We start from the raw sequence: 10,792 nt of genomic DNA on the forward strand, positions 1-10,792 counted from the left end.
CTAGCACGTCGGCAAGAGGCGCAATCCCGCGGTGGCCCTGGTTGCTGGTGCTTGTCTGGGTAGCGGGACTGGCCGGCGTGCCTGCTCACGCGCAGGACGCCAACCCAATTGCGACAGGTGTCGCCCCGGTCGCCAAAGACTTCGCCGGCTTCTCGCCCACCAAGCTGGACATGCCCTTCTTGGTTCTGACCGGCGAGAAGGCCTCCGGCACGTTCCTCATCGATCAAGCAAGCTGGTGGCGAACAACGTGAAAGGCATCATCGTGAAGGGCTCCGGTCATTGGCTGATGGAAGAAGCACCAAGTCAAGTCATTCCTGAAGTTGTTTTATTCATCAATGACGTGCCGGATACGGCTTCGATTCAACGCCTGACACCCGATGACAGCAATGCGCTTAAAGCGACCGGTGCGGGAGTAGGTACTTCCGGCGTATCACGAAGAGAAGACGGATTTCATCCGCCAGCAGCTCGGCAGCTTCTGGGCGAGCAATAAAGTCAAGGATTCGAAGTCTGGGTAAATCTATGCCGCCTGACGAAATGGACCGGCAAACAACAATAGGCAGATCACATGATGCCAGCAGATTTCGCGAAAAGCGAATCGCCAACATTGAGGATCGCCTCGCGCGAATCGAGTCGCGGCTTGGGGGAACGGCCCCTCAGGTACAAGCGCCCGCTCAGGTTCAAGCGGCCGCTCCAGTACTGACTCGCGCATCGAAGCAGCCGGAAACCAGTACCCCCGCGCCTCTGCCGGAGCCGGAAGACCACCCATCGCTGGTCACCAGCATTTTGGGTTGGGGCGGAGCGGTCGCATTTGTGCTGGCGGCCTCGTATCTGATTCGTCTGGCGATCGATACCGGATGGCTAACGCCGGTGCGGCAGGTGGCATTTGCAGCGATCGCGGGACTGGGGCTGATCGGTACTGGATTTGCGCTGCGCAATTTCGATCGCCAATACGCGGGGCTCTTGCCGGCGGGAGGCATCGCGATCCTCTTTCTCTCCATCTATGGCGGGCATCTCTACTACGGGTTCATCGAAATGAAGGCTGCCACTGCCGCAGTGATTTTCGTGTGTGCAGTGTCGCTCTGGCTGTGCCGGAGCGTTCAAAAGTGATCTCTACGCCCTATTCGCGGTTGCGGGTTCCTACTCGGCGCCTTTCTTGTTGTCCGGGCTGCGGGGCTACGTCACCGACCTGGTGATCTACTTCTCGGCGTGGAGCGCCGTGTTCAGCGTCTACGCCATTTGGCACGGGCGTCGGCTGATTTACCTGCTTGCGCTCTACCTCGCGCTGATCGGATTGACACGATCTGGCGCGACCGTGCACCGGACGACTGGATTCCAGCGTTGGTGTTCCAGACGGCGCAATTCGTGATCTTCGGCGTTGCGACGGCCGTGTTCTCGATTCGTCGCGAGACGCCGATGGATTCGCGCACGGCACTTGCTCACCTGCCGCCGTTATTGCTTTTCTACTTCCTGCAATACGCCCTGTTGAACCGACATTTACCGGCGCTAGCGCCCTGGATCGCGGTTGCCAGTTTGGCGGTCGTAGCGAGCCTTTTTGCCGCGGCCCGGGCGGCTCTGCAGCGGCCCTTGCCTGGCGGTGAATTGTTGTTGTGGTGCTATGTCGCCCTGGTACTGTTTCACGCTGGTTATGTGGAGTCCGTCCCGAAACAATGGGCGCCGTGGGTCGCGTTCGTGCTGGTACCCGTGGCTGCTCTCGCAAGCCTGAGGCGTGGCGGCGGGCCGGGCACCAGTTGGCCGGGCAGCGGTCGGTATGATTTTCCTGGTCAATTATCTTCGCGTTGTTTTCGACACCGACCTCCAGGCGGTTCCGGGACAGGAGTGGCCTAGCCATTGGCTATGCGTTTCTGCTTTATCTTGGATATCACTATTCAGCCGTAGTCAGGAGGCGCTACGTGGCGTCGAAGTGCTGTTGCTTTACACGGGACACATCAGCGCCATGGCTGCGGCGGTTCATCTTCTGCACGAACCGATCGTTGAGTCCACCGCATGGGGGCTGCTGGCGCTCGCGTGCCTCGGCTTATCGTTGTGGCGGCGCGACTGGCTGCTCGGACAGTCTTCGCTTCTGGTGTTCGGTGCCACGGCAGGCAAGGTGCTGCTCTATGATTTGAGCGGCGCTCCCCCTATGGGGCGAATCGTCAGCCTCGTGGTGCTGGGAGTGACTTTCTATGTCGGCGGTATGCTGTATCAGCGCATGCTCGGAGCTGGTGCTAGGCTGTGAGCTAATCTGCATAAAGGTTGGCCCAACTTGTCATTGGAGCGGACGGGGTGCATGCGTCCGCGATCACGCTGGCCTCGCCGAAGGGCGGCCAGCCGCAGGAGGTTGATCAAGGGCCGGATCCAGATCCCGAGCTTGATCATCCGGGCGGCGAGGGTGGCGCGGGGCAGATCGACCGGCACGCGGGATCCCGGGGCCCGGCGCTACGACATTTTCGAGAGGCCGGCCCGCGATCCCGCTCGGGTAAGGTAAAGCAAGCGCGTGTCAGCGGCTCCGGGCCTTCTGCGAGCGGGCGCGCGATCGAGCGGAGGGAGGGGATGAGCTCGCGCGTGTCCCGATCGCAAGGGCGCGTGCGCCGGCCCGAGCGCGTGTCGTCATGGCAGGCGACGCATCGCAGCGCAGGAACCGCGAGCCCTCGATCCAGTCGCGATCGGGATAGTAGGCGAACACGAGTTGACCGTCGCTGATCTCGTCGATGAGCCGGCGCGCGATCGCCGGGCGTACCGCGGGGCAGCCCCAGCTACGGCCCAGATGACCGAGCTTGGCGACCGTATCGGTACTGACATAGGGCGCCCCGTGCATGACGATGGCGCGCTCGAAGGCGCGGTCGTTCACGCCCGGCTCGAGCCCGTGCAGGCGCAGCGAGTAACCATTGCTACCGACGTAGGTGTGCGCGGTGCGAAACAGACCGAGGCTCGTCCGGCGACTGCCCAGGCGATTGGAGAAGTGCCGCGCCAGGTTGTCGCCGGTGGCTTTCCCGTGCGCCACCCGTTCCTCGAACAGTAATCTACCGCGCCCGAGGTCGAACACCCACAGCCGTGGCTCGGTCGATGGCCGCGAGTAGTCGATCACCGTGAGGCGCGAAGCCGCCCTGCCGCCGGCGCGCGCGGCGCACTGCGCGGCCCTGACCGCCAGATCGATGACGGCGCGACTGGCGCGCGGCGCCTGTGCCGCGAGCTTGCCGGCCGGGGGCAGGGCGTCTGCGGGGCTGGCGATGAAGAGCAGCATCGCCGCGAAGCGCCGTAAGGACTTGAGCGAACCGGGGCTCGGCCGGTCCGCTCCGGTGATCGGTCTAACGGCGCACATCGAGGATGCAAACGCCGGTGAATACCGAGGACACCTCGATCATGGGGCACCTGATGGATCGGCCTGGGGATTGATCGCGCCGGCGTTGGCCCAGGCGGGATGGATCGGGGCGGAATGGCCGGGCAGATCGGCGGTCGGCGCGTTCATCGCCACACCCCTCGGCGAGCTCCGGCATGTCCGTCACCGGCGTAACCCTGCGCAAGGTCTTGGCTTCCCCGAGATGCTGTGGCGCGCCGTGAGGCAGTGCGTGAGAACAAGGAGTTTCGTATTCTTCCGATCATTTCACCTGAAGGGCGGGGATGTGTCAAGGCCCGGACATCGGCTGCCGGTGCCTTGATCGCGATGGTAGGCTCCACCGCATGTGCCTTGGTACCGCCGTGAACACCCTCAAGCCGGGCCGGCCATCGCCCGCCCTGTCGAGTCCCGGTCCTGTGGCATTCTGAGCTCCTAAGCCTAAGCATCCTTGCCGGTGGGCTGCCAGAGCTCTATCAGTGGCGGCCGAGGCGGGCCATGGCGATTAGCGCCTGACGCACTTCTGCAGGCGTAGTGAGCGGGGCGTCGAAAGGAAAACGCAGAACACGCCTGCCGAGCCGCAGATGGAAGCCTTCGGCATCGACGCCGGCCATCTGAGGTTCTGTGTCGCTTGTCGGCACAACGTTTGCCGACCGGCAGTAACGGTACATTGCCTCGACGTGGTCGGCGTTCATATGCGCGATGATGCGGCGCTCTGCCTCGGCCGAGAAGGGGTTGGGTTTGAGAAGCTTTTCTGGCTCTATCCAATGGATCCGACCAAAACCGCCGATGTAGCGGAAACGCACCGGCCAAAAATAAAAAACTCGAAGTCGTGGACCTTGTGGTAGTCCGTGGACTCCGGGAAATATCGATAATAGCGCTCGGCTGTTTCGTCGATGCCCTGTCGCGGGACTTTGACTACATTCGCTACACAGGTCAGCCGACCGTTCACCTGCACATCATCACCGGCGCGCTCCAAGACAATGAGTGAGGCGCGGCCATCGGCGATCAGGTTCTTGTAATGCTGCGCGATGCGGCTGATGAGGATGGCGGGCCTGCTTTGCCGATCCAGACAGTAGGGCACCACCGAACCAAAGGGATAGCCAGGCACATCGACCGAGATCGTCGAAAGCACGCCGAAGTACTCCTCCATCAGAAGCGCCCGCGCTGCGGCGCTGATCGGCACTTTGTCGTTCATCAGCTCATCCCATGCGGGCCACGCGATCCTGGGTGATCGGACCTCGTCCGGCAGGGCGTCTGCGCCGCGGCGTCGGCTCGAACCCGGGGTCGGGGTGAACGATAGGTCATGGGAGATGTCTCCTTGCGAACGAGTCAGGGTGGGCACGCAGAACGACGGTTGACCCACGCCGCGTAAGACAGTATCTTACGCGGCATGAAGACCACGGTTTCCACGAAGGGCCAGATCATCCTGCCCGCCGAGATCCGGCAGCGGGATGGGATCGAGCCGGGGCAAGAGTTCCAGATCGAGCGCATCGACCGTGGCGAATACCGGCTCGTGCGCCTTGCGCCCCGCCCGAACGAAGGGCTGGTCGAGCTCCTGCTCGCCTGTCCGGTCAAAGGCTGGTTCAAGCCCTTGGAGCGAAACGAGACCACCGACGACATCGAGGCACCCCATCTCGGATGACTTACCTCGTCGATGCGAATGTGCTGAGCGAGCCGACCAAGCCGATGCCAAACGAAAAAGTCGTCGAATGGTTGAGAGCCAATGAACGTGATCTCGTCGTAGATCCCATCATCCTCGGCGAGTTGTGCATCGGGATTCTCTCGCTTTCTGCGGGACGCAAGCGGGCACGACTCGAACGATGGTTTGAGACGGTAGTACGGACCATCGCCTGCCTTCCCTGGGACGCCGCTGTCGGTCGGCGGTGGGCGAGGTTGGTCGTTGATCTGAAGAGGAACGGACGGGCGCTTCCGTTGCTGGACGGGATGATCGCTGCCACCGCGTTGGAACACGGGCTTACCGTCGCCACGCGAAACGTCAGCGACTTCGCACAAAGCGGCCTGGAGGTCGTCGACCCGTTTGCCTGACGCAGCACAGGCCATGCGCGCGAGGTTTCTCACGACCGCGCTCACTTCCCTAAGGAGGCGATTCATGATCGTCACCAGTATCGTCGGTCACTGTCGGTACCGCCCGCTTCAGGCATACGCGCGCCGGAGCTCCTCGCCGAGGACGGTGAATCCCTGTTCCACCACTTGAGGGGGTTGGGCGTAATGCACCCGGATGCACTCCTCGGTATGACGCCACTGCCCTGGGAGACCGGGGAAGAAGTGCTCGCCGGGCACGACCAAGACGCCACGGTCTTTCAAGCGGGCGTAAAGCGTACGGGTGGCGATCGGCAGGTCCGGAAACCAGAGCCACAGGAACATCGCGCCTTCGGGCTCGTGAACGCGGTACGGGAGGCCTTCGAGGGCGAGCGATAATTGGCCCAGGGAGTCGCGGAGGCGCGCCGCGTAATAGGGTTGGATGATCTCGCGTGCGATGCGGATGATCGCGCCATTCCTGACCAGATCGCAGAGGACCGCCGGGCCGATGCCGCCGGGGGCGAGTGCCAGGATCGTGTTCATGCGGGCCACGGCGGCGATGATCTCCGGCCGCGCGATGACGATACCGGTCCGCACCCCGGGCAGACCGAGCTTCGAAAGGCTCAGGCTCAGCACCATGGAATCATCCCACAGCGGGGTGATATCGCGAAACAGGATGTTGGGAAAAGGCGGGCCATAGGCACCATCGACGATCAAGGGGATCTCGTGGCTCTGCGCGAGCGTCGCGAGTCGTTTCAAGTCGAGGTCCGAGATGACGTTTCCGCTCGGATTGGTGGGGCGTGAGAGACAAACGGCACCGATGTCCTCGCCGATCGCGAGGTCCTCGAAGCTCACGCGGTACTTGAAACGCCGGCCCTCGCCGGGATCGATCCCACTCTCGCAGAGATCGATCCCGCTCTCGCAGAGGTCGATCAAGGGCCGTCGGGCCAGGATACCGTCCGGCTCCACGCACAGGTCCGTATAGCCGATGTACTCGGGACTGAGGGGTAGCAGGATCTTCTTGCGCAGTCCCGATCGGCTCTCGCCGGCGAAGAGATTGAAGAGCATGAAGAAGCTCAACTGGCTGCCGGAGGTGAGGGCGATGTTCTCGGGGCCGAGGTCCCAGCCGTACTCATGCCGCAAGAGCCCTACCAGGGCCTCGATGAACCCACCCTCGCCTTGCGGGGGGCTGTAGTCGCCGAAAACGCGGGCGAAGCGCTCCGGTGCCTCCGAGAGCTTCGCGAGCTCGGCGCGGAACAGCGCCTCGAGGGCCGGGATGTGGGCGGGGTTGCCGCCGCCCAGCATGAGCATGTCGCCCCCGCCTGCCAGTGCGCGTCCGAGGTCCTCCATGAGCTCTGCGATCCCGGACGCCTGGTTGAACCGCTGTCCAAAACGAGAGAGATGCATGCGTCGAAACCCGGTGGATTTTTCGGTTTCTTTGGCCGATCGGCTCATTCTCGCAGGGGGGTATCGGGTTTCATCCGCCGCTCAGCGCCGCCAGGATATCGATCCGATCGTCTGCCGAGAGGCGCTTGCGAAGGTCGCGGATCGGCAACTGGTTGACGAAGACGTTGAGGTGCGGGCGCAGCCGTCCCTGCTCGTCGACCAGGCGAAACTTGAGACCGGGATATTGCCGATCGAGATCGTCCATAAGCCCTATCAGGTTGCCTCCGGCTCCCCCGATCTCGGCGCGGCCGCCCGTGTAATCCCTGAGGTGGGAGGACAGGAAGACGCGCATGGCTCAGCGCGACCCTTCGCTCGCGACGGTTTTTGCCCAAACTCTCACCCGACCTCCAGCGCCAGGATGCGCGGTAGGTGGGAAACGATCTGGGACCACGATTCGCCTTCGTCCGAAGAGGCCCAGACGGCGCCGCTCGTGGTCCCGAGGTAGAGCCCGGCCGGAGACAGACCATCGACCGCCATCGCCTGTCGATAGACCGTGAGCCATGCGTGGCGCTTGGGAAAACCACGGTCATGGCGGGTCCATCTGCGCCCGCCGTCGCGGCTCCGATACACCGCCGGTTTGCCGCCAGGGCTCGTGCGCGGCCAGACGCTGGTGCCGTCCATGGGGAATACCCAGACCGTGTCGCGGTCGCGGGGATGGACGGCGATGGGGAAGCCGATATCGCCGATCGCGGCCGGCATGTGCTCGCCGATATGCGTCCAGGTCTCGGCGGGTCGGTCGAGGCGGTAGATCCCGCAATGGTTCTGCTGGTAGAGGCGGTCCGGATCGGACGGCGCCATGATCATGCAATGCGGGTCGTGGCCGAACTCGGGGTAGGGATCGGGCAAAAAATCCGCGCGGATCCCGCGGTTCAGGCCACGCCAGGTCTTGCCTCGATCGCGGGACTCGAAGGTGCCTGCGCTCGAGACGGCGAGGTACAGGTGTCCGGGATCGCGCGGGTCCACGATCACCGAGTGGGTGATGGGTCCGCCGGGCACGGCACCGATGCCCCACCCGGAGCGGCCGGGGGCGTCGTTGAAACCGGCTACCGGTCTCCAAGTGAGCCCGCCGTCCGGGCTCTCGAAGAAGCCGTCGGGAATGGTACCGCAATACCAGGTGAGCGGCTCCGACGGGTGTCCTGGTGTCAGCCAGAAGACGTGCTCGACGGCGCGTTTCTCTTCTCCCGCCCGGGCCTTGCGGAAAGCGGGCGGGCGTTTCGCCTCGTGCCAGGTGTCGCCCGTGTCCAGGGATCGGAATACGGTAGGACCGAGGTGTCCGGTGCGCGCCCCGGCCACGAGCGTCTGGCCGTCGCGCGGATCGCGGACCACATGACTGACGATATTGCCGAACAGCATCGGTCCGCTCTGCTTCCAGTGTTGCCCGCCTGGCGTTACCCGTGAGGAAAAAGGCGCCCTTCGCGGTCGCGATGAGGAGCGTGGGGCTTGCGGTTCCGGCCCTGATCGCCATGCGGTCCCCTCCTGTCGTATCGGTTGATCCGAGTGTAGCATCCGTGGCCCCTAGGCTATTGTATTGCCGGCCCCGGATGGGACGCGACGGCCCCCCTGCTGGCCGTCAGAGCTCCTCCATACTTCTGTGAAATAATTCACAGCAGCGCCCGCGTGGATAGACTAGCCTCGGTTCCACACCGCCCCCTCCAGCGCGGTAACGGTGGAACACTCGACCGGAGGACCACAATGAATCAGCAGCGATCCCCGCGTTGCCTTTGCGCCGCGCCGCTCGTCGCCGCGCTCCTCTCGGGCTCCCCCGTGGAGGCCGCCCCGCCGGTCCCGCCCTTGCCCGAGTGTGCCGAGCCGGTGACACCCGAAACGCTCAGCCCGGGCCAAAGGCCATCGGGTCCACGGTCCGTAAGGGCGAGCAGGTCGAGCCGTTCTCCGTCGAGATCCTGGGTGTCGATCGGGGCGCGCTCGGGCCCGGCAAGGACCTGATCGTGGTCGACACCAGCGGTCCGGTGATCGACGAGGGGGGCGGCGGGATATCGGCGGGCATGTCGGGCTCGCCCGTCTACACTGAGGACGGCAAACTGATCGGGGCGATCGCCTATGTCTTCATCGTGGGCCCGAGCTCGATCGGGGGCGTGACCCCGGCGCCCGACATGCTCCAGGTGTTCGCGGAGGGTGCCGAGGCAGCGGGGCAGGGCTCGGCCGCGGCGCGGCTCGCCCCCGGCAGCCGGGCCCGGATCGCGCGCGCAGAGGGCGTCGCGGCGTCTGCGGTGGCGGAGGAGATGGGTCGCCTCAGGGTGCCCGTCTCGGTGTCCGGCAACCCCCCGCCCCGAGCAGCTCGGCGCGCTACGCGATGCCCTGACCGGGGCCGGTGCCAGCGTGATCGTTACCCGCGGTGCGAGCGCCACCGTCTCCTTGGGAGCACCGTCGGCGAGGCTCGCGCCGGGCGACGCGATCGGTGCCGCGCTGTCCTTTGGGGACGTCACCGTCGCGGCGACCGGCACGACGACCTACGTCTGCGGCGGCAAGGCGGTGGCCTTCGGACATTCCTTTTCATTCAGCGGCCCGACGGTGATCGGTGCGACTCGGGCAAGGTCCTCGGCATCGTCGACGATCCGACCTCGGGGCCGTTCAAGTACGCGACCCTGACCGAGCCGGTCGGGATCGTCGATAGGGGCTGCTTCTCGGCGATCGGGGCACGATTCGGCGTCGAGATCCCCACTATCCCGGTGACCCAGGACACCACCGCGTTCGATACGGGCAATCAACGCCTGGGCGCGAGGACCGACGTGGTTGGACCGACCGGCACGCCGAGCGGCAGGCGCCTGTTCGCGAACTTCGCCTTTGAACACAGCTTCACCAACATCGATCAGACCTTCGACCAGATCGGCCCGGGGAGCGCCGGGATCTCCTGGACGATCTCGGGAGTGAGGGCCGGCTCGGGGCAGCCCTTCGCGCTGGCCCGGGGAACCGCTGGACCTCGTCCGGGGACATCGCGATCGCGGCCACCGACGAGCTCTTCGTGGCGCTGGACGAGCTCGCGTCCCAGGACTTCGAACCGATCGAGCTCACCGGGCTCGCCGTCAACGACGTCTCGGTCGAGCGGACGGTTCGTCGCTACCGGATTGAAAGGGTCCTGTGGGCGGCGGGCCGCACGGACTGAAAGACGGCGAAGGCGCTGACACTACGTCGGGCAGGCTTGAAGGGCGAGGCGGAAGAGCCTGTCGTCCGGTGGACGACAGGCCGCCGAGCGGGCGGCAGGGATGGCCGCATGGAGACCACCATGGCGATGATACAAATGCCCGCGTACCCCCCTCGCAGCGCAGGTCTAACGTGGGGCGGGCGCTAGCCCGCATTTCTCACCACCATCCTGCTGCGACCGCCGATCCGCTCGGTCTGGCGGACCGTCTTTGTGCTACGCAATCCTACTCCGCGCAAAGCCCGGTGCGGTGGTTACCCCCGCAGCGCTACGTCGGACGTTTGGTCAACGGGCGACCTGTCACCCAGCAGCACCTACGCGCCACCAACGTCGCGAAGACCGTGTCCGACTGCTACAAGTACCGCAACAACATCGGGCTGGACGTTGCGCTACGTTGCGCTAGAGGCGCTGAGAGATGTCTGCGCTAAGGGCCGGGGCCCAGCACGGGCGAGTTGTAGCGGTAGGCCAAGCTTTGCCTGATGGCGAACGTCCTGCGTCCATACACGGAGAGTGTGGCATGAGCAATTCGATACGGATAGGTATCCGAGTCAGTCACTACAAGTACGGTAAAGGTGTCGTTGAACGCTTGATACCTCCAGGATTGGCAGAAGTCCGATTCGGCAAGACCGTCAAGTATGTGATACAAACAAACCTCACATCTTTGGATCAGAAGGAGGGCGAGAAAGACGCTAGTGTAGTGTCCCTTGAATAACTTTACAGATTATCCCTTCTTGTTTTTCCCTCGGGGTCCCATGTGAGGACTCCCACTTTTCGAGCTGCGTCCGTTCAGCCGTTTCAACTCGATCGACAGCCTC

General features: G+C 64.4%; 10 protein-coding genes and 3 pseudogenes. 8 read left to right on the plus strand and 5 right to left on the minus strand.

From position 1 onward, the window contains the following. Positions 1 to 131 precede the first annotated feature (131 nt). The 4 genes and pseudogenes from M3461_20830 (at position 132) to M3461_20845 (ending at position 2,236) form a co-directional block, all read left to right on the plus strand. Positions 132 to 337, plus strand: a pseudogene (locus M3461_20830) (alpha/beta hydrolase). Positions 338 to 534: 197 nt separating this feature from the next. After that, on the plus strand, positions 535 to 1,107 hold the full coding sequence (locus M3461_20835) for a DUF2339 domain-containing protein (GenBank protein ID MDQ3776620.1): 573 nt from the start codon (positions 535 to 537) through the stop codon (positions 1,105 to 1,107). Positions 1,108 to 1,153: 46 nt separating this feature from the next. Further along, entirely contained in the window at positions 1,154 to 1,366 is a 213-nt protein-coding gene (locus tag M3461_20840; GenBank protein ID MDQ3776621.1) for a hypothetical protein, read from the plus strand. Between the two features lie 402 nt (positions 1,367 to 1,768). Further along, positions 1,769 to 2,236 (plus strand): hypothetical protein, encoded by a 468-nt coding sequence (locus tag M3461_20845; GenBank protein MDQ3776622.1) that lies wholly within the window; start codon positions 1,769 to 1,771, stop codon positions 2,234 to 2,236. Positions 2,237 to 2,497: 261 nt separating this feature from the next. Here M3461_20845 and M3461_20850 read toward each other — a convergent pair whose 3' ends face one another. Further along, a complete protein-coding gene (locus tag M3461_20850; protein MDQ3776623.1) occupies positions 2,498 to 3,241 on the minus strand; it encodes a murein L,D-transpeptidase catalytic domain family protein in 744 nt (247 codons plus the stop codon). Here M3461_20850 and M3461_20855 point away from each other — a divergent pair. Next, positions 3,228 to 3,656 carry a hypothetical protein gene (locus tag M3461_20855; GenBank protein MDQ3776624.1) on the plus strand — a complete coding sequence of 143 codons (429 nt, stop codon included), beginning with the start codon at positions 3,228 to 3,230 and terminating at the stop codon, positions 3,654 to 3,656. The genes M3461_20850 and M3461_20855 overlap by 14 nt on opposite strands. Before the next feature lie 151 nt (positions 3,657 to 3,807). On the opposite strand, the pseudogene M3461_20860 reads toward M3461_20855, so the two are convergent. After that, positions 3,808 to 4,517: pseudogene (locus tag M3461_20860) on the minus strand (DUF2470 domain-containing protein). 207 nt (positions 4,518 to 4,724) lie between these two features. Here M3461_20860 and M3461_20865 point away from each other — a divergent pair. Continuing rightward, a complete protein-coding gene (locus M3461_20865) occupies positions 4,725 to 4,976 on the plus strand; it encodes an AbrB/MazE/SpoVT family DNA-binding domain-containing protein (protein MDQ3776625.1) in 252 nt (83 codons plus the stop codon). Continuing rightward, a complete protein-coding gene (locus M3461_20870) occupies positions 4,973 to 5,380 on the plus strand; it encodes a type II toxin-antitoxin system VapC family toxin (protein ID MDQ3776626.1) in 408 nt (135 codons plus the stop codon). Before M3461_20865 ends, M3461_20870 begins: the two co-directional genes overlap by 4 nt. A gap of 108 nt (positions 5,381 to 5,488) precedes the next feature. Here the strand turns inward: M3461_20870 and M3461_20875 are convergent, their stop codons facing one another. From M3461_20875 to M3461_20885, 3 genes and pseudogenes are all read right to left on the minus strand, one after another. Further along, the gene (locus tag M3461_20875) at positions 5,489 to 6,829 is read right to left on the minus strand and encodes a valine--pyruvate transaminase (GenBank protein ID MDQ3776627.1); all 1,341 of its coding nucleotides are present in this window, start codon (positions 6,827 to 6,829) and stop codon (positions 5,489 to 5,491) included. A gap of 22 nt (positions 6,830 to 6,851) precedes the next feature. Further along, positions 6,852 to 7,112, minus strand: coding sequence for a MoaD/ThiS family protein (locus tag M3461_20880; GenBank protein ID MDQ3776628.1), 261 nt, complete (start codon positions 7,110 to 7,112; stop codon positions 6,852 to 6,854). 44 nt (positions 7,113 to 7,156) lie between these two features. Next, positions 7,157 to 8,285 (minus strand): annotated as a pseudogene (locus M3461_20885) (glycosyl hydrolase). A gap of 334 nt (positions 8,286 to 8,619) precedes the next feature. Here M3461_20885 and M3461_20890 point away from each other — a divergent pair. Next, a complete protein-coding gene (locus M3461_20890; protein MDQ3776629.1) occupies positions 8,620 to 9,960 on the plus strand; it encodes a hypothetical protein in 1,341 nt (446 codons plus the stop codon). The last annotated feature ends 832 nt before the right edge of the window (positions 9,961 to 10,792 follow it).

This window comes from Pseudomonadota bacterium (assembly GCA_030860485.1).
In the GTDB taxonomy this organism is placed as follows: Bacteria; Pseudomonadota; Gammaproteobacteria; order JACCXJ01; family JACCXJ01; genus JACCXJ01.

Bases quoted from the DNA above. Each gene is read 5' to 3' on its own strand.
- M3461_20855 (MDQ3776624.1), top strand. From the start codon at position 3,228: ATGAAGAGCAGCATCGCCGCGAAGCGCCGTAAGGACTTGAGCGAACCG.
- M3461_20865 (MDQ3776625.1), top strand. From the start codon at position 4,725: ATGAAGACCACGGTTTCCACGAAGGGCCAGATCATCCTGCCCGCCGAG.
- M3461_20850 (MDQ3776623.1), bottom strand. From the start codon at position 3,241: ATGCTGCTCTTCATCGCCAGCCCCGCAGACGCCCTGCCCCCGGCCGGC.
- M3461_20835 (MDQ3776620.1), top strand. From the start codon at position 535: ATGGACCGGCAAACAACAATAGGCAGATCACATGATGCCAGCAGATTT.
- M3461_20845 (MDQ3776622.1), top strand. From the start codon at position 1,769: ATGATTTTCCTGGTCAATTATCTTCGCGTTGTTTTCGACACCGACCTC.
- M3461_20875 (MDQ3776627.1), bottom strand. From the start codon at position 6,829: ATGAGCCGATCGGCCAAAGAAACCGAAAAATCCACCGGGTTTCGACGC.
- M3461_20880 (MDQ3776628.1), bottom strand. From the start codon at position 7,112: ATGCGCGTCTTCCTGTCCTCCCACCTCAGGGATTACACGGGCGGCCGC.
- M3461_20870 (MDQ3776626.1), top strand. From the start codon at position 4,973: ATGACTTACCTCGTCGATGCGAATGTGCTGAGCGAGCCGACCAAGCCG.